14 protein-coding genes are annotated in these 18,754 nt (G+C 38.4%); 7 read left to right on the plus strand and 7 right to left on the minus strand.

What is annotated here, in order from left to right:
* Positions 1-140 precede the first annotated feature (140 nt).
* Positions 141-2,729 (minus strand): zinc-dependent metalloprotease, encoded by a 2,589-nt coding sequence (locus CXF71_RS21130; RefSeq protein ID WP_101234882.1) that lies wholly within the window; start codon positions 2,727-2,729, stop codon positions 141-143.
* A gap of 254 nt (positions 2,730-2,983) precedes the next feature.
* Here CXF71_RS21130 and CXF71_RS21135 point away from each other — a divergent pair, with 254 nt between their 5' ends.
* Positions 2,984-3,952: a class 1 fructose-bisphosphatase gene (locus tag CXF71_RS21135; protein WP_101234883.1), complete on the plus strand. Its 969-nt coding sequence runs from the start codon at positions 2,984-2,986 to the stop codon at positions 3,950-3,952.
* Between the two features lie 389 nt (positions 3,953-4,341).
* On the opposite strand, the gene CXF71_RS21140 is transcribed toward CXF71_RS21135, so the two are convergent.
* The 4 genes from CXF71_RS21140 to CXF71_RS21155 form a co-directional block, all read right to left on the minus strand.
* Positions 4,342-5,631, minus strand: coding sequence for a YdgA family protein (locus CXF71_RS21140; RefSeq protein WP_101234884.1), 1,290 nt, complete (start codon positions 5,629-5,631; stop codon positions 4,342-4,344).
* A 45-nt stretch (positions 5,632-5,676) separates the two neighbouring features.
* Positions 5,677-6,432, minus strand: a complete 756-nt coding sequence (gene rlmB, locus CXF71_RS21145; protein WP_101234885.1) for a 23S rRNA (guanosine(2251)-2'-O)-methyltransferase RlmB — start codon at positions 6,430-6,432, stop codon at positions 5,677-5,679.
* A 51-nt stretch (positions 6,433-6,483) separates the two neighbouring features.
* Complete coding sequence (rnr, locus tag CXF71_RS21150) at positions 6,484-8,946, minus strand: ribonuclease R (protein ID WP_101234886.1); 2,463 nt, start codon at positions 8,944-8,946, stop codon at positions 6,484-6,486.
* A gap of 77 nt (positions 8,947-9,023) precedes the next feature.
* Positions 9,024-9,650 carry a tetratricopeptide repeat protein gene (locus tag CXF71_RS21155; protein WP_101234887.1) on the minus strand — a complete coding sequence of 209 codons (627 nt, stop codon included), beginning with the start codon at positions 9,648-9,650 and terminating at the stop codon, positions 9,024-9,026.
* 290 nt (positions 9,651-9,940) lie between these two features.
* Between CXF71_RS21155 and CXF71_RS21160 the strand changes: the two genes are divergently transcribed.
* Entirely contained in the window at positions 9,941-11,110 is a 1,170-nt protein-coding gene (locus tag CXF71_RS21160; protein WP_101234971.1) for an HD-GYP domain-containing protein, read from the plus strand.
* Between the two features lie 217 nt (positions 11,111-11,327).
* Here CXF71_RS21160 and erpA read toward each other — a convergent pair whose 3' ends face one another.
* Positions 11,328-11,669: an iron-sulfur cluster insertion protein ErpA gene (erpA, locus tag CXF71_RS21165; RefSeq protein ID WP_101227668.1), complete on the minus strand. Its 342-nt coding sequence runs from the start codon at positions 11,667-11,669 to the stop codon at positions 11,328-11,330.
* Positions 11,670-11,847: 178 nt separating this feature from the next.
* The gene (locus CXF71_RS21170; protein WP_101234972.1) at positions 11,848-12,567 is read right to left on the minus strand and encodes a DUF6776 family protein; all 720 of its coding nucleotides are present in this window, start codon (positions 12,565-12,567) and stop codon (positions 11,848-11,850) included.
* A 23-nt stretch (positions 12,568-12,590) separates the two neighbouring features.
* On the opposite strand from CXF71_RS21170, the gene CXF71_RS21175 reads away from it, so the two are divergent.
* The 5 genes from CXF71_RS21175 (at position 12,591) to CXF71_RS21195 (ending at position 18,518) form a co-directional block, all read left to right on the plus strand.
* Positions 12,591-14,321, plus strand: a complete 1,731-nt coding sequence (locus CXF71_RS21175; protein WP_101234888.1) for a chloride channel protein — start codon at positions 12,591-12,593, stop codon at positions 14,319-14,321.
* Positions 14,321-14,767, plus strand: coding sequence for a CopD family protein (locus tag CXF71_RS21180; RefSeq protein WP_198559927.1), 447 nt, complete (start codon positions 14,321-14,323; stop codon positions 14,765-14,767). The genes CXF71_RS21175 and CXF71_RS21180 overlap by 1 nt, the downstream gene beginning before the upstream one ends.
* 32 nt (positions 14,768-14,799) lie before the next feature.
* Positions 14,800-15,177 (plus strand): hypothetical protein, encoded by a 378-nt coding sequence (locus tag CXF71_RS21185; protein ID WP_101234889.1) that lies wholly within the window; start codon positions 14,800-14,802, stop codon positions 15,175-15,177.
* A 93-nt stretch (positions 15,178-15,270) separates the two neighbouring features.
* The gene (locus CXF71_RS21190) at positions 15,271-17,349 is read left to right on the plus strand and encodes a trypsin-like serine protease (RefSeq protein ID WP_101234890.1); all 2,079 of its coding nucleotides are present in this window, start codon (positions 15,271-15,273) and stop codon (positions 17,347-17,349) included.
* 155 nt (positions 17,350-17,504) lie between these two features.
* Positions 17,505-18,518: an aspartate carbamoyltransferase gene (locus CXF71_RS21195; protein ID WP_198559928.1), complete on the plus strand. Its 1,014-nt coding sequence runs from the start codon at positions 17,505-17,507 to the stop codon at positions 18,516-18,518.
* Positions 18,519-18,754 lie beyond the last annotated feature (236 nt).

Below are 18,754 nucleotides of genomic sequence, written 5' to 3' on the forward strand. Positions count from 1 at the left end.
TATTTATCGACGTTTTAACGCTGAGAATGGGATAAAAGGGAATGTTGAGCAAGTGCTGCTTATCCAGAGTTCAGGTTAGATAGCTATTACGAGCTTAGATCCTAAGCTCGTAATAGCATGCAGTTAACATCCTCTAGCGGTTAGCCACCAATCGGTGAGCCTGGAGGCATTGATATTTTACTTGCTGGTGTAGCGCTTTTATTTTTCTCTAAGCTAAACTTAATTTGCTGCTCAAGTAAGATAAATTGCGCCGTTAATGCTGAATATCGACGACTATCATGATTATCATCCAGCCAATCACTTAATCCGGTTAAACTAGCAAGAACCTCACTACGCACCTCGGTGACTAAGTTTTTTTGATGCCATAATCCTAACAATTGTTCAACAACTTGCTGATTCACTCTTTGCTGGACTAACAAAGCTAATCCTGTTTCTGGGCTCTGCTTAATTGTGCTATTGAGTAATTGTGTTATCACTTGCTGTACTGAAAATATGGCATCAACTTGTTGACCACTGTTACCCTTTTTCTGATACCACGCCGCTTGTTGTTGCAAACGAGCTAAGCGTTCGTTGTTTAGTAAAAACGTTAAAGTATGTTTAGCACTTGCCTGTGCAGCACTAATAGGATCAAAGGTAAGTCCTGTCTGTGAAACGAAACTCTCTCTTGTGCGTGCATAACCATAAGCTTTAGGTGGAATAAGACTGATAATATCCTCTGACAAGGTTAAAAAATCACTATCTAAAGTTGATAAAAGTGCGGTTAATGCCTGTTGTTGCATTGCCGCTGAAACTGCTTGAACACGCTGTAGCTCTTCTTCAATATCACTGGCACCTTCATTTACGTCTTCATCATTATCAAGTTCATCTGCTCTATCATTAATTTTTACTGCATAGGCCTTTTTTACTTCATAAGCATAATCAACGCCGGCAATAAGCTTCGCCGTTGCTTCAACCTGATAACGATGAAAATTATAAATAGGTACTAACGCCTGCTCTAATTCTGATAGTGGCGTATTTGGCGCAATAGAGTTCAGGCCGAAGTTTTCTAAAGCTTTAGCGCGCACCGTCATGACTCGGCTTAATTCTTGGGCGGCATTACTGCCATTATCCCACAAATGACCGGTATTATGAGCGCCCGATGATGGACGAGCATCCGCATCTGACACATATAAAAAACCTTTAGCTTGTGTTTCTTTAACAAGCCTTGATAATTGTTGCTCTTCACTCGCACCCGCTGGTTTTGCATAATCGCCATATCCATAAGCGATAACATACTTATCCCACAGGCCAATATTTTCTTTATAGGCTTGTGACAAATCTATTTCGCCCTCTTCATCTAACGTAATATAGGGATGCGGATAATCCATTACCGAGGCACGGTCATTAACACTCGCGGCAAAGTTATGCGCAATCCCTAAAGTATGACCTACCTCATGTGCTGATAACTGTCGAATACGTGCTAATGCCATTGCTTTCATCGAACTAGTATCTGCCTTCTCCCCTGTATCATTTTCGGTAAAAGGTGAAGTCAAACCGAGCGCAATTAAGTAGTCTTGTCTAACCCGTAAAGACCCTAAAGTAACATGACCTTTGATTATCTCTCCTGTGCGGGGGTCGATGACAGAACTACCATAAGACCAGCCTCTGGTAGCCCTATGCACCCATTGAATAACGTTATAACGTACGTCCATTGGATCGGCATCTTCAGGTAATATTTTTACTTGAAAGGCATCTTGGTAACCAATATCACTAAAGGCTTGCTGCCACCACATAGCGCCATCAATTAGGGCAGTACGAATAGGCTCTGGCACACCCGCATCGAGATAATAAACAATGGGTTCAACGGCTACGCTGCTTAATGCTTTTGGATCTTGCTTGGTTAAGCGATGGCGGGGAATCAAACGTTTTATTAACGGCTCGTCGATAGCACTGGCATAATCAGCATAATCTATCGACCAATAACCACTGTAAGGATGAAACTGACGGGTTTGATAATTGCTATCGGGTAATTTTATTAATGAATGATGCAAGTTTACCGTGACAGCACTCGCATCAGGCGTTACCGCTTTTAAATACTTACCCGCATCTGTTCCTTTATAGGTTACCGTTGCTTCTAACTCGGTATTATCAGGAAAAGCTTTAGTGCGCTTATAATACAAACCACTGCGACTTTCATCTATTTTAAAGTTCCCTTGTTTACCCTTTTTTAAGGTCTGAGTAATATTATGAATGTCCGACAGTAAAAACGGTGTGTAATCAATTAAGACTTTACTCGCGCTCTTATCTTTCCTTTTATTACCCGCTTTACTGCTAGCAATAACTTTGAAGCCCCAAATAATTGAACTAGCAAAGGCCTCATTAACAGTCTCTTGCTCTAATGAGTTACTAGAATTTGCTCGGTAATAAGGATTCAACTGTCTTAAAAACACTTTATCCCCAACGCGTTCAAATTGCACTAAGCGGGTATCACCTAGTTGACCTCGGTCTAAACCAATATCATTAGAACCTATACCGTGGGGTAAACTTGACTGAAATAAAAACTGCTGATCGAACTGCTCTATTTGCAAATATACTTTGCCTTCGTCTTCATCATGATAAAAAGAAAAATAGCCCTGCTGTAAGGTTTTATCTTTTATAAAATCAGCAAAATTCGTCTTATTAAGATCAGCCGCGCTGGCGGTAAAAGCCAAGCAAATACATAAAAACATCAAGCAACGAACAAAATTCATATTATTTCCTTTAAATAGGGGGCAGTACAAAGTATCCGACAAATGATAACCTCGCTACATTTATCAATAAACACCAACGAAATAACGAGGAAACGCTACTAATATCAGCTATAAGCTTGCTATAATTATCGTGAATGTCATTTTGAATAGTTTCATGAAAACTTTCGGCCTTAATGATAAAACTATTATCGGCCATTATTATTGGCAAATTTTATAAAGTATACAATTAACTTTAAAGTAATTTAGGTAACCTAATGCAACGACTAGCACCAGCTTTACGTCAAGACAATGTACCTCTTGATTTAATTTCATTAATAAAAACAATTTTAGCTGCTACAAAAGAGATTTCATTTCGTGTTAGCCAAGGCCACTTAGGTGACGTGATGGGCTCAACCCTTGATGAAAACATTCAAGGCGAAGTTCAGAAACAATTAGATGTTGTTGCCAATGAATTATTCAAAGATATTTTACTTGAGTCTGGTTTTGTTAAAGCAATCTCATCAGAAGAAGAAGATCACTCCGTTGCTGGTGATGAAAACGGCAAATATATTGTTTCTTTTGATCCCCTTGATGGTAGCTCTAACATAGATATCAATTCCTTGATTGGTACTATCTTCTCGATTCATGAAGCACCTAAAGACATTGCTGCCGGTGATGATGACATGTTTAAACAAGCTGGTCACAAGCAAGTATGTGCTGGTTATGTGCTTTATGGTCCATCAACTATGTTAGTGATGACTACAGGTAGCGGCACGCACTTTTATGTATTAGATAGAACCCATGGTGGCTATTTATTAGTAGAGCGTAATGTACAAGTTCCTGCTGATACACAAGAATTTGCAGTTAATATGTCTAACCAACGTTTTTGGCAAGCGCCTATGCAAAATTACATTGATGATTTACTTGCCGGTGATACAGGCCCACGCGATAAAAACTTCAATATGCGTTGGATAGCTGCAATGGTAGGTGATATTCATCGTGTATTATGTCGCGGTGGTATTTTTACTTACCCGGCCGATAGCAAAAATCCTGAGCAACCATATAAACTACGGTTAATGTATGAAGCTAATCCAATGGCATTTTTACTTGAACAAGCTGGCGGTTTAGCCATGACGAGCCAAGGCCGTATTATGGATATAGAACCCGATAGTATCCATCAACGTGTTGAAGTTATTATGGGCTCTAAGAACGAAGTTGAGAAGTGTTTAAGCTATTACAAGTAAGCTTATAAAAATTTTTCTCAAAATAAGATTAACAAAAAAGGGGCTTATTGTTTAAAACAATAAGCCCCTTTTTTGTTCGTTAACTTATATCGGTTAAACTAATACCAATTTGATTAAATTTCTTCCCAACTCAGAGTTCTGCTCGATGTTCAATAACAAGGAAAATTTGTATCGGTTTAGTCATTCTAAATCAAATAAACTTAACGATGTTAGTGGACATCGAGAAAACTCCCAGAGGGCGAGTTTAAAAGGTTTACATGCTGCGTTATTGATTTTGACAAGGGAATAACCATTATCTTCAATCAATGCCTTGCCTCTAAGCCTTTTAATTCTCGCTGAGTGGGAAAGAACTTAATCAACTTGGTATAATACCAATAAGCCTTTTAAGGTTATAACTGAAACGCTTTACCATTAACGGTTAACTGGCTTTGTACATATTTAGCTTCAAAGCTAATTTTGTTATCTTGCTTGTTTAAGTAACCTTGTTCAACAAAGTTATCAACCATAGGTGCCACACCTAATTTAGTAAGAAATGCCATAGGCGCATTACCCTTAGCATCGGCCTCTAACGCCATAATCAAAGCCATTGTATTGACGTTGTTAACATCAAATAAATCTTTATTAATATTAAGAGTAAACTCACTAGCAATTTTACCTTCTTCAGTGATAACACTTAAATCCGTCACTTTCAAAACAGGGTCTTTAGCCAGCATTTTTTCAGCAACCACTGATAAAACTTTTAAAACTTCTGCAGAGTCATCTTCACCTGAATCATTCGAAGGCAAACTAGCTATAGCGGTGTTCAATTCTTGTAATGCATGGATATCAATATTGGCTAACACCACTTCTAAGTTCGGCTTTTCAAAACTTTGTCCTGAAGAGCTAACACCCTGAGCATGGTATTTTAACGTGAGTGCTAATAGGTCATTATCTAATGAAACAACCGTTGTTAACCCCGCATCATTTAGCGAAAAAACATGGTTACTCTGACTATACAAATCGATATTTGCTACATTGAAAGTAGCATCGCCAGTTAAAATTGCGGTGCCTTTTAAATAATCACCACTCACAACCTGCTGTTCTGTCGACATGGCAACGTTACCAATAATAAAACGCTCACCTAATTCTTCAAATTCAAGACCACCCCAAGTAAAACCGCCAATGATATATTCATTATTGATAAGGGTAAATTCTGCTGAAGCAGGAGCCGAGACAATAGACGTTTCTCCATCTTTATAGCGCATTTCATCTGTTTTAATAAAAGTGGTTACCTCTTTATTAAAACTAAGTAACGCACCTAGGTGAAGCTTTTCGTTGATCAGATCAATAATTTTTTCATCAACTTCAATCGCTGAAAGTTTAAACTTAATAGTTGAATAACCTAAAGCTAAATGCCAGCCTTGATCGGTAATAATTATCGGTCCGAATGAAAGATCTTCTTCTAACAATAATGTAATGTCAGCTAAGCCATCTTCTTCAAGCTCAATGGTTAATTCTGATGTCACATCTGCACCAAACCAACCACTGTTATATTGACTTGTGGTTAAGCTAATACCATCCGTTTCATTAAGCTCTGTTAGAACTTTTTCGCGTTCATCTTCAACCATAGCGCCTATGAATTTTGGCGCTATAAGTAAACTTGCGAGGATTAAAACCACAGCAACAGATAGATTTTTCATTAATAAACTTCCCTTTTTATAAATAATATTTTTAAAATCTTTACATTAAATTGAACGTTGACGTACCATTTCAAACAAACAAATACCCGTTGCCACTGATACATTTAAACTTGAAACAGTTCCGGCCATAGGAAGCTTCACTAGTTGATCACAATTTTCACGAGTTAATCGGCGCATGCCTTTTCCTTCGGCGCCCATCACAAGTGCCATAGGACCAGCGAGTTTCACATCATATAAACACGTGTCAGTCTCTCCTGCCGTACCAACAATCCATACACCTTGCTTTTGAAGTTGCTTCATCGTTCTTGATAAGTTAGTTACTTGCACTAAAGGCACACTTTCAACCGCTCCTACCGCAACTTTACGCACAGTAGGAGTAATTTGTGCCGCATTATCTTTTGGAACAATGATGGCTTGTACACCGGCTGCATCGGCGTTACGCAGGCAAGCACCTAAGTTATGAGGATCGGTGACACCGTCTAAAATAAGAAAGAATGGTGGAATACCTTTTTTTTCTGCGGCAAGAATAATGTCATCAATATCATTTTCTGTATAACTTTTACCAGGTCTTACACGGGCGATTACGCCTTGGTGTTGCTCACCTTCGCTTTTTTCATCAAGGGCTTTACGACTCGCCAATTGTGTACCGATACCGTATTTTCTTGATAAATTAATAATTGGCATTATGCGATCATCTTCACGACCTTTTAATAACCATATTTCAATAAAACGCTCAGGAGCTGCGTCCATTAAGGCATTAACTGCATGTATACCAAAAACTAACTCTTCATTTTTCGCCATGTTCTTTCTCTGTATTTAAATTATTTACTTGAGTGATAAACGCACTTGTCACTATTGTGTTGTGCCTTTACGCGCATTTTTTCCTGGGCGTTTTTTACGTGCACTGCGTTTTTTCGCTTTACTCTTTTCTTTTGGCTTCTCTTTAGAGCCTGCTTTAGACTTGCTTTTAGGCTTTTCTTTTTTGGCTGTAGCGGCTTGAGTACCACTCTTAACTTCTGACTTACTATCAGCTGACTTTGACGTTGAACGTCTAGTGCCTTTATCTTTAGATTTACTTTTAGATCTATCTTTGGAGTTTCCAGATTTTTCTTCTACCTCTGAGCCTTCCAATCGTAAATCTATTTTCTTTTCGTCAAGATTTACCGCAGCTACTTGAACTCGAATTTCATCACCTACACGGTACTTGTTACCACTATTTTCACCGGTCAGGCACATACGTACATCATCAAAATGATAGAAATCACGACCCAGCGAAGTGATATGAACTAAGCCTTCAATATGTAAATCTTGTAAACGAACAAACAGTCCAAAATTAGTAACGGTTGAAATAACACCAGTAAAGCTGTCACCAACATGGTCCTGCATAAATTCACATTTGAGCCAGTCAGAAACATCGCGAGTGGCTTCATCAGCACGTCGTTCTGTCATCGAACAATGCTCGCCCAATTCAATAACCTCCGGTAAAGCATAATCATAGCTACCTTCGTTAGCATCATTTTTAGCTTCTTTTTCTAGAATAGCTTTAATCACTCGATGCACCACTAAATCAGGATAGCGACGAATAGGTGAAGTAAAATGGCTGTAGGAAGGAAGCGCTAAACCAAAATGCCCTTCGTTGTCACTTTGATAGACAGCTTGGCGCATTGAGCGTAACAACATGGTTTGAATGAGTTCTTGATCAGGACGACCTGCTACTCGCGCTAAAATATCACCGTAATCTCGTGGCTCCGGTGCTTCTTTCGATGGTAGTGACAGACCAAGCTCATTTAAATAAGTAATAAAATTACGGTACTTATCTTCATTTGGCTTCTCATGGACGCGGAACAATCCTGGTTTTTCATGTTTTTCAATAAATTTGGCTGTAGCAACATTGGCCAAAATCATACATTCTTCAATGATTTTGTGGGCATCATTACGAATAAGCGCTTCGACACTGGCAATTTTTTTATCTTCATTAAAGATAAAGATAGACTCTTGTGTTTCAAACGCGATAGCACCACGCTTAAGGCGAGCATCTGTTAGCGTGTGATACATTTGCTCAAGATTTTTTAAATCAGGAACCAATGATTGGTATTCTTGGCAAAGCGCTTCATCACCCTCGAGGATGGCAGCCACTTTAGTGTAAGTAAAGCGAGCATGAGAACGCATCACTGCTGGATAAAATTTACTGCCGGTTAGTTTACCTGTCGCACTAACCGTCATTTCACAGACCATACATAAGCGATCTACATCAGGGTTTAGTGAACAAAGGCCGTTTGAAAGTTTCTCTGGCAGCATAGGGATAACTTGACTAGGAAAGTAGACAGAGTTACCACGTGATATAGCCTCATCATCTAAAGCTGTGCCGTGTTGAACATAATAACTCACATCAGCGATGGCAACCCATAAGCGCCAACCACCTGATTTTTTAGGTTCACAATAAACAGCATCATCAAAATCTCTCGCATCATCACCATCAATAGTAACAAGTGGTAGGTCGCGTAAATCTTTACGTGGTAACTTGGCTGACTCCTCGACTTCATCTGCAATACTAGCCACTTCAGCTTGCACCGTATGCGAAAACTGATGCGGTAAATCATGGGCACGCAGGGCTATTTCAATTTCCATGCCTGGCGCTAGGTGATCACCTAAGACTTCAATGACTTTACCAATGGCATGTGAACGTCGAGTGGGTCTTTGTACTAACTCAACCACGACCATTTGTCCGTGTCTAGCCCCCATTTTTGCTTGCGGGTCAATCAACACTTCTTGTTTAATTTTACTGTCTTCTGAAACCACAGAGCAAACATGATGATCAACATAAAATCGACCGACTATAGGTGCTTTTCTCGGTTCTATGACCTCAAGTATTTTGACTTCTTTACGACCTTTACGATCAGTACGGTCAACCAACATTGCTTGCACGATATCACCATGAAAAACGCGTTGCATTTCATGAGAAGAGATATAAAAATCTTTACCTCTTTTATCGGTAATCGATGCATCATCAGGAGAAAAGAAACCAAAACCGTCACGGTGGCCAATAACCTTGCCGGTCAGCAGGCTATTTTTTTCCGGCAGTGCATATTGCTTGAATTTATTGAAGAGCAACTGACCACTGTTTTCCATCGCACGTAAACGACGCTTCAAACCAATAAGTTGATATTCTTCGTCATACTTTAACGTTTTGACTAAGCTATTAAAACTTGGTGGTGGCGAGCATTTTTCGATGATTGATAGCAATAATTCGCGTGAGGCGACTGGCTTTTCATATTTTTTGGCTTCGCGTTTAGCGTGTGGATCGTTATAGGTCACTATAATGGGTCAATATTTAAGGATAACTACCTGCCAGTATACCATAAACTTTAAATGAACAGCTCTAACGCTTTTGCTTAATTTGTATAACTCGTTATTTTCGCTTGCTCTACGACTTTATTTGGCAACTTATTGGCTAGGGACGATAGTAAACCACTGATTTTTTTATGCAATACCTTATCATCTGTTATGGAGTGATGTAATTGAGAATATAATGCAGGGTAATCTAACGGACTGCCATAGCCTTGCTCGTATATTCCTGCCAGTCGCATTTGTGCCGCTAAGTTATCTAAACTTGCCGCTGTTTTTAAATAAATAATAGCGCGCTCAATATCGACCTGCATAAATTTTCCCTGATGATAATAACGCCCCAACTGCTCTAAGCCTTCAGCTAAACCCTGATCAGCGGCTAGATGCATGTAATGTAAGCCGAGGGGAATGTCTTTTTTGACACAAACACCATAAGCCAACATATCACCCCATAAATATTGGTACGAAGGCATATTGGCCTTATTCGCACGCGCTTCGATATCTTGTACTAACTGGCATTCATCTAATACCACTTGGCTCAAATGTTTGTTGTCTTTGATCAAATCGAGTAATTGATTATCGGTATAAATCTGCACTGCTTGCAAGTTTTTCTGCATGGCGAATGCTGAGGCACTCGCTAACAAAAACATAAGAAATAAAAGTAATATACGCATAAAAATCCTAACTAGGCTAAATCAGCTGACTTCCCTATATCGGCAAGCAAGCTAGATGTATGAAATTTATTTAAATAAAGTAACCATCATTAAAGCAATATTAACGCCAATATAACCGTTATCATTTAAAGTCCATTATTAATTTGAGCGACAAGTTTACTATAGTTACAATTATTTAGGTTATAGTGAAAACTAGCGTATAGTAAAAATGCTTACTAAAATCACCGACGTTACACATTATGTATTTTAATGAACTTTAAAATAAGAAATCCCTAATAATGGTCTTGAGCATGCTAACTGAAAAAGACATTTCTGAATTAACAATCGGCCATTATGTGGTAAAAATTATTCTGCAAGAGGGCAACTTTTCATTGACTGCGGCTGGACACATAAAAAGCAACGCTGTTATTAATCACCTTAAGAGTAAAAATGTTTACCGCGTTTTAATTGATAGTAGTAAAACACTTAAATCTAACAGCAAAAAAAGTTCTATTCCTCCTACAAAAACATCGATTATAAATAGCCAAAACCTTAAAGAAGCACAAGCAATATTTAATGAATCGAAAAATATACAAAAAAAATTATTTCATGATGCGCTAAGTGGCAGTACTTTAGATTTATCACCTGTTATTGAAGTTACCAATAAATCTATTGATGCAATATTTAATAGTCCCGACTCCTTAGCCTGTATGTTAAATATTCGAGAAAAAGATCTTTATTTGTTAGAGCACTCTGTTGCCGTTTCGGTTTACATTACCCTTTTCGCCCGTTATTTGGGTTTAGAAAGAGACATAATTGAGCAACTCTCTATCGGTGCATTCCTTCATGATATTGGTAAAATAAAAATACCTGATGAGATCCTTAATAAGCCAGGTAAATTAACTGATGATGAATTTACCATCATGAAAACCCATGCAAATCATTCCATCGATATAATTACCCAAACACCAGGCATTAGCGCGCTTAGTCTCGAAGTCGCAACGCTACACCATGAGAAGCTCAATGGTTGTGGCTACCCTTTCCAAGTAAAAGGTGAAGATATAAGTCGGTATGGTCGTATGATTTCCATTTGCGATATCTTTGATGCATTAACGGCTACACGGGTTTATAAAGAAGGCTTTACCCACAGTAAATCCTTTGCTATTTTACGAGAATTAGCGAAGCAAGATCAGCTTGACAGAACGTTAGTTGACCAATTTATTAAATGTGTCGGGATTTTTCCCGTTGGTTCGTTAGTGCAATTAGAATCAAACAAACTTGCCTTAGTGAAAGTGCGTAATGACACTGATCCTCTCAATCCACAAGTGCACTCTTTTTACCACGTTAAACAAAAACACTTTTTAGATAAACAAGAAATTGACTTATCTATTACCAAAGATTGTATTGTAAAAGGTGTTAGGGCGGAAGAGTTCAACCTTGATATGAAGCAAATCGTTGATATGTTATTGATGGAAGGCTAGACTTTTATCCAGCGATAAATGTCATATAACTCTTAAGTACAGATACAGAGAAAACTTAATTTCATTGTGCTAATGAATAGAGTTTAAAGAAATGACATGAGGTAGTATAAATAGAAATGCCGACTCACTGTCGGCATTTTTAGTGTTAGTAATAAACGCTCATAACAACAAAGCTTTGTGCGCGATATTGGAGTTAAGACGCTACCTAGTTAGCAGGCTAGATAGAAAAAGATGAACCACAACCACAAGTGCTACTAGCATTTGGGTTATTTACCACAAAACGACTACCTTCTAAACTTTCAAGGTAATCTACTTCACCATCAACAAGGTATTGTAAACTCATAGGGTCTATTACCATCATAACCCCTTGTTTCTCAATAGTCATATCACCATCATTCACTTTTTCATCAAAGGTAAAGCCATATTGAAAGCCTGAACAACCGCCACCAGTAACGTAGACACGTAGTTTAAGAGCCGGATTTTCTTCTTCTGTGATTAGCGAAAGGACTTTACTCGCGGCAGAGTCGGTAAATTTAATGGGTAATTCTAGGTCTGACATGGTGCTCTACTTAGTACAAAAAAGTACGAAAAAATACGCTATAAAGTGGGATGGATAACAACAAGGCTAATTATCTTAAACCTGACTATTTTAGTCAAGTATTATTCGTTGCCATATATACCCGTTCCACTTGAAGATGCTCGTTTCAACATATTCAAGTGGAACGGGTATATTAACGCTATTGGCTGACTTGCCATGACACGGTTTTGTCTTTCTTGGCATACTTTTGCCATCGAGACTTAGTCAAAATGGCTGATACTAAAACATTTTCAGGGGTAAAATTATCCGGTAGAGTGAATTCACCATTAATTATCTGAAAATATTGAAAGCTAAATTGTAAATCTTTTTTGTTTAAATCCGCTACTTCTTTCAGCTCAAGCTTTACTGTTTTATTACCTGAGCGACCTTCAAAGACTAATTCAATATAACCTTTACTATAACGACGCTTTAATTGTTGTTGCACCAAAGTGACTTGGAAGTGGTATTTATTTGGGGTTTTACTTGCTTGAATTTTGATATTTTCGACCAATAAACCTTCTGTTTGTTTTTCTGGTGCCATAACCTTTTCATAAAAGGCTAGCTGTTTTTTTACTTCAAACTGTTGTTCCGCTGCCGACTTAAGTAGGTCTTGCGCTTGCTGATTAGCCAATTGCTCTACCGCTAATTCAACTTCTAAAGTATGAATACGCGCTATATTATCTTCTTGTTGCTGATAAAGCTGGTCCAATCTAAGTTTTTGTAGTTCAAGATTAGTCACCTGAAAATGGTGATAATAGTTGCCTAAACGATAGCCGGTAAAAAGACAAAGGCTGATAACTGTTAATAAAAACAAAGCCGATTTAAAAGTACCTAAGCGCTCAATAACAACACCAAGATTTATTTTTGCTAACCATTTCATTTGTAAAGTATTATAATCCTGTAATGATGATATCAATCGCCGCAATAAGAAAACACTTAGCTTTGCCAAATACCACTTGGCAAATTTGCTTACTTGCCATTATTGGAGGCTGCGCTTCAGCGTTGTTAGTTGTGCTGTTTACCCTCACTATTGAAGGAATTCAGCAGTTATACCTAATCAAGCGCGATAACTATAACAGTTTAGACGAAGTAAGTCGTTTTGATTTACCCATCATCGGCGCACTTATCATTCTCTTAATTGCTTGGCTTACTGGTTATAAATATTTACGTACTGGCATTCCTTTTGTTCTTCACCGTTTGAAAGTAGCGCATGGTGTCATTCCCCTTAAAAATACCTTAAACCAATTCTGGGGGAGCGCAGTAGCGCTCGCTTCTGGTTTTTCTGTTGGTCGTGAAGGGCCAGCGGTACATCTTGGCGCCGCATGCAGCAGTTATTTAGGCAGCGTACTAAAGCTACCTTATAACAGTGTGCGTACTTTATGTGCTTGTGGTATAGCCGCAGGTATTGCCGCAACATTTAATACCCCAATAGCCGCCGTGATTTTTGTTATGGAAGTGATCATGCGCGAATACAAGGTTCATATTTTTGTCCCTGTGATGCTCGCTTCAATTGTAGGGTCTTTAATTACTCGTGGTGTTTTTGGTACCAGCCATAATTTTCAATACTTTCACACCATCGCCCTTGAGCAACACCATTACCTCTCCTTAATACTATTAGCGATAGTGTTAGGAGTTTTGGCCGCAGCATTTAATAAATACTTAGTACTCATCATTAAGCAAAGTGTGAAATACCACATAGTGCCGCGCTTATTACTTGCCGCGTTTATTACCGGCACGTTAGGTTATTTAGTTCCTGGTGCTATGGGCACAGGCACCAGTGCTATTGATATTTCATTAACGAGCAATGCGCAATTAGGTTTTTTGTTTAGCTTACTTGTTGCTAAATTATTAATGACAATGTTTGCGCTTGGCTTAGGTATACCTGGCGGTATTATTGGGCCTACACTCGGTATTGGTGCTATTGCAGGTGCTTGTGCTGGCGCTATTGTTATACAAGTATTGCCCGGAGAGCATTTAGGCAGCGATTTTATTTTAATGGGTATGGCTGGCTTTATGGCTGCCAGCTTAAATGCCCCGCTTGCAGCCCTGCTTGCGGTTGTTGAGCTATCAGGTCAATTAGAGTTAGTTGTTCCAGCCATGATCGTCATCACCATTGCAAGTATAGTGTCCCGGCAGCTTTGTAAAAATGAATCTATCTTTACTATGCAGTTAGATGCGCAAAACTTGCTCTATCGCAAACCTCCCATTGAAGAATCATTGCAAAATATTGGAGCCTTAGCGGTGATGAAAGATAACTTGTTGATTTTAGAGCAAGCAAGTACTCGTACTATTATTGGCGAACTCATTAATAGCCATGAGTCGCAATTAATCATTAACAAAGAAGCAGCGATCGGATCCAATAAGGTAGATAATTATTATTGGGCACAATTAGATGCTGATGTCGCTGACGATGACGATGACGCTGAGGATATTGAACATAACCTCGAGAAGAAATTAATACTGCACAAACTCATTCCTCTGAATCATCAGGCAACCTTGGCAGAGGCATATTTAGCCCTAGTAGAACAGCGTTCAGGCGCAGTATATATTTACCATAAAGATATTAATGACTGCATTGGGTTAGTCACTTTTGAACAACTTAGAATTTATTTAGTAGAAGGAAAACTCAATTAATGAGCTCGTTTTTAATCAACAATATTCTCTGGCTTAAAGCCTTTCATGTTATTTTTATGGTCGCTTGGTTTGCTGGTATTTTTTATTTACCACGTTTGTTTGTTAATCACGCAGAAACTGATTCAACTGCAGTGGCAGAGCAACTTAAAGGCATGGAAAAACGCTTACTGTATTTTGTCACGCCCTTTGCTATTTTTACGTTACTGCTGGGTTTAGCAATAATTTATGCTTATGGTCTAGACTGGTTTATTGCCGCTAAATGGCTACATATCAAATTAAGCTTAGTCACAGTGATCTATATTTATCATGGCTATTGCTTTAAATTAGTTAAAACCTTCGCCCTCGATAAAAATAACCGTTCAGGACGTTTCTATCGTATTTTCAATGAGGTCCCTGTGCTGATCTTATTTGCTATTATTATTTTAGCTTATGTAAAACCTATGTAATTTTCCTTTAGCATTAAATAATAAGGTTATTCATGCTGTATTTATACTTAGGCTATGTCGTCATTCAACTTTATGCAATTGTCGGTGTATTTTCTAAAAATACTGTTGCCGCAAGTGCTGTGTTTTTCTCCTTCGTTGTTTTTGTGATTTGGTCATTTATTCCTATTTTAGGTTACGCTTTTGCTAAAGCCATCGGTGCACGTGGTCATAGTAATAAGGTTACTTTACTAGTTTCAGGTATCCTTATTGCTTTAATCGAAAATGCTTTAACGTACTTTAATTTATTAACTCATAAACAATATAATATTGGCACCATCATAGTTTTTTTATTATTTTTCCTAGTCGCCTATTTACCGCGATACAAAGAAAAAACCTCAAGTGTGTTATCAAATCATGACAAAATTACATGAAGCTTCATTTTTCTAACATTGGGGTTATAATCAATACAAGATAACTCGCCAAAATGTTAATTACTCTAATTAAGAGTATTAGGGAATATTTTAATGAAGTACTTTTTATGCGCGATTTTAGCGTGCTCACTACTCTTACCATCAGCAAATGCAACTAACCAATCTAGCTTACTTTTAACAAAACCTAAAATTGTTGGTGGCGAGCTTGCTGCCCAAGGCGATTGGCCCTGGATGTCTGCATTGGTTTTTACTCAAAATGTAGTGAATACCTCGTTAGAGGTTGCTGGCATTCAATACGACAGTGAACATTTTTCAAATGGTGTATCAGGTCAAGCCAGTGCCACTATGGCCGATTGTGGTATCGGTGATGCTCTATGCACATTAGCTGAAAACAAAATATGCTTAATTGCCCGTGGTGAAATAGACTTTTCGGTAAAAGTTGATAATTGTCAAGCTAGCGGTGGCATTGGAGCAATTATCTTTAACAATACTTCAGGCGTTATCAGCGGCACCTTAGGCGAGGACTTTGTGGGTACTATTCCTGTAGTCGCTATCAGTAAAAGTGACGGAGTTATTTTACTTAACAAACTCGATAGCATTGCCATAATTGATATATCTGACCAACAAGCCCTTAGCCAAAGCGCAACTTGTGGCGCTAGCTTTATTGGCGAAAAGTGGGTATTAACAGCCTCTCATTGTGTAGAGAATGCCAATATTGAGTTTTTAAAAGTTAATATTGGTGAATATGACTTAAGTAATGGTGCCAGCAATGCTAAAGCCATTAAGCGTATATTTATGCACCCTGAGTATGATGAGGGCAGTTCTTTAAATAACGATATAGCTTTGATTGAGCTAGTAGAAACGGTTGACAGCCCTGCTTTAACGCTACTCGATTACGATACCAGCAAACAATTAGCCCTTGCCAACGGTTCTGCTACGGTTATAGGCTGGGGTAACATAAATGCTTATGGCCCAAATGATGAGTCCCCGCCAAATAGTCAACCTGATAAATTACGTCAAGTTGAGTTATCTCTATTAAGTAATGAGCAATGCAAAGATAAATTAGCGCAAGCCTATACTGACTTAGACGGCATTAACTATTCCCCAAATCAGGTTGGAATTACCGACAGCATGATCTGTGCTGAATTTTTAGGTGGCGGCAAAGGTTCATGCCAGGGTGATAGTGGCGGACCATTATTAGTCAATACGAACCAAGGCTGGCAACAAATAGGCGTAGTCAGCTATGGCGTCGGTTGTGCTGATGCTGCATTTCCAGATGTTTATGCTCGCGTAGGTAATTTTACCAGTTGGATCAAAAGTATCACTCAAGGCATAGCCGTTGAACCTAACTATGATTTCGCTATTACGGGGCAAAACATAGCACAAACAAAACAACTCACAGTGACCAATAATAGTGATATGACCGCAAACTTAACTTTCATGCTAGTAGCGGACAAAATTGGCAGTGCCGGTTTTAGTTTGAATGCCGATGATTGCAGTACCTTGGTAGCAAAGCAAAGCTGCAATATTCAAATTAGTTTCGATGCCAAGACTATTGGCCAGCATAAAATGCTGATTGTCATTAATAGTAATGATGAAAATATCCCGACAAGTCAGAGTTATATAAGTGCTGAAGCCATTGCTGAAAATAGTGCCATCAATACTCAGCTGTCAAATGGTACCTCAGAATCACTCTGGTTTAGTGGTGGTGACCGACCGTGGCTGATCGATAATACTCAAGCGGCAATAATGAGTGGTGATATTGGCGATAATCAACAAAGTGCTGTTTTACTGACTTTTTCTGGTGCTGGCTCCTTATCATTTGATTGGTCGGTTTCTTCTGAAGAGAACACAGATAACCCTGATAAACCTTTTGATGCCTTATACCTATTTATTGACGGTGAACAAATTAATTTTATTTCCGGTGAAGTTGCTTATACCAAGATAACCATAGATGATTTAACGACGGGGGAACATCAAATAACTTGGCTGTATAAGAAAGATGGTGGTACCAGTGAAGGAGAAGATAAGGGGTATTTAAAAAATGTTATTTTTACACCTATTGCTATTTCAATTCCACCAGAGCAAACGACTAGAAAGTCGAGTGGTGGCAGTGCCTATTTACTCTTGCTCATACTCACTTTGTTAACCCTTAATCGTCGACTAATTTAATAGCTAGTGACTAAATATAAAAAGGCAGTATTATCTGTCTTTTTTTATTTTTATCTTACTTTCTTAGACTGTTAATATCCTGTTTAACATTCACAAAGTGACGGTTTTATGCTATATTCTTGCAAATTTTCTCCCTTTCAATGTAACAAATCAAGATGATGAAATTCCAAGGCAACCATATTCTGTCGGTCTCACAATTTGACCGTGAAGCTATCGCTAATATTTTGCAAATTTCTGCGCAAATGGCGCCTTATGCGTCAAGACAAAAACGTTGTCATGTGCTCGATGGTGCAATATTAAGTAACTTATTTTTTGAACCGAGTACACGTACCCGTGTTAGTTTTGGTACCGCGTTTAATTTACTGGGTGGTTTTGTCCGTGAAACCGTTGGTCAAGAAAACTCATCGTTAAGTAAAGGTGAATCTTTATTTGATACTGCTCAAGTTATCAGTGGCTACTCCGATGTTATTGCCATGCGTCATCCACAAATGCATTCAGTGGAGCAATTTGCACAAGGCAGTTCAGTCCCTGTTATTAATGGTGGCGATGGTGCTAATGAACATCCAACTCAGGCTTTACTTGACCTCTTTACTATTCAGTCTGAAATGATGCACTTTAATAAAGGCTTAGATGATTTAAATATTGTGTTGATGGGCGACTTAAAACACGGCAGGACAGTGCATTCATTGTCAAAATTACTGAGCCTCTATGACAATGTCAAAGTAACCATGGTAGCACCAAAAGCCTTACAAATGCCTGACAGTGTTATCTCAACATTAAGTGATGCCGGCCATGAAGTCATTTTGACCGAAACTATGGCTGGTAACTTGTCTGCTGATGTAATCTATCAAACAAGAATTCAACAAGAACGTTTTGCCAGTAAAGATGAAGCAGAGTTATATCGTGGACATTTCAGTTTAAACAAGAGTGTTTATCAAAAATATTGCCGAGAAAACACGGTAATTATGCACCCATTACCACGTGACTCTCGTCCAGAAGCCAACGAACTTGATACCGATTTAAATGATTTGGATAACCTAGCCATTTTTAGACAAGCACAGAATGGTGTTTTAGTACGTATGGCTTTATTTGCCTTAACGTTAGGTGTTGAAGATCAATTAACCCATTACGAAAAACCGGTAAACTGGTTCACAAATAAAAATATTTAAGTAACATTATGGAGTTAGCCTACATATGGGCTCTTTCCTCGTATTAACCTTAGGTGTTGAAGATCAATTAACCCATTACGAAAAACCGGTAAACTGGTTCACAAATAAAAATATTTAATTAACATTATGGAGTTAGCCTGCATATGGGCTCTTTCCTCGTATTAACCTTAGGTGTTGAAGATCAATTAACCCATTACGAAAAACCGGTAAACTGGTTCACAAATAAAAACGCCTAA

It is taken from the genome of Colwellia sp. 12G3, from assembly GCF_002836775.1.
In the GTDB taxonomy this organism is placed as follows: Bacteria; Pseudomonadota; Gammaproteobacteria; order Enterobacterales; family Alteromonadaceae; genus Colwellia.

What these genes read in the sequence shown, in the direction of transcription:
- CXF71_RS21185 (WP_101234889.1), top strand. Translation starts at nt 14,800, where the DNA reads ATGCTGTATTTATACTTAGGCTATGTCGTCATTCAACTTTATGCAATT.
- rlmB (WP_101234885.1), bottom strand. Translation starts at nt 6,432, where the DNA reads ATGGCGAAAAATGAAGAGTTAGTTTTTGGTATACATGCAGTTAATGCC.
- CXF71_RS21180 (WP_198559927.1), top strand. Translation starts at nt 14,321, where the DNA reads ATGAGCTCGTTTTTAATCAACAATATTCTCTGGCTTAAAGCCTTTCAT.
- CXF71_RS21175 (WP_101234888.1), top strand. Translation starts at nt 12,591, where the DNA reads ATGATGATATCAATCGCCGCAATAAGAAAACACTTAGCTTTGCCAAAT.
- CXF71_RS21190 (WP_101234890.1), top strand. Translation starts at nt 15,271, where the DNA reads ATGAAGTACTTTTTATGCGCGATTTTAGCGTGCTCACTACTCTTACCA.
- CXF71_RS21135 (WP_101234883.1), top strand. Translation starts at nt 2,984, where the DNA reads ATGCAACGACTAGCACCAGCTTTACGTCAAGACAATGTACCTCTTGAT.
- CXF71_RS21195 (WP_198559928.1), top strand. Translation starts at nt 17,505, where the DNA reads ATGATGAAATTCCAAGGCAACCATATTCTGTCGGTCTCACAATTTGAC.
- CXF71_RS21170 (WP_101234972.1), bottom strand. Translation starts at nt 12,567, where the DNA reads ATGAAATGGTTAGCAAAAATAAATCTTGGTGTTGTTATTGAGCGCTTA.
- CXF71_RS21140 (WP_101234884.1), bottom strand. Translation starts at nt 5,631, where the DNA reads ATGAAAAATCTATCTGTTGCTGTGGTTTTAATCCTCGCAAGTTTACTT.
- erpA (WP_101227668.1), bottom strand. Translation starts at nt 11,669, where the DNA reads ATGTCAGACCTAGAATTACCCATTAAATTTACCGACTCTGCCGCGAGT.
- CXF71_RS21130 (WP_101234882.1), bottom strand. Translation starts at nt 2,729, where the DNA reads ATGAATTTTGTTCGTTGCTTGATGTTTTTATGTATTTGCTTGGCTTTT.
- CXF71_RS21155 (WP_101234887.1), bottom strand. Translation starts at nt 9,650, where the DNA reads ATGCGTATATTACTTTTATTTCTTATGTTTTTGTTAGCGAGTGCCTCA.
- CXF71_RS21160 (WP_101234971.1), top strand. Translation starts at nt 9,941, where the DNA reads ATGCTAACTGAAAAAGACATTTCTGAATTAACAATCGGCCATTATGTG.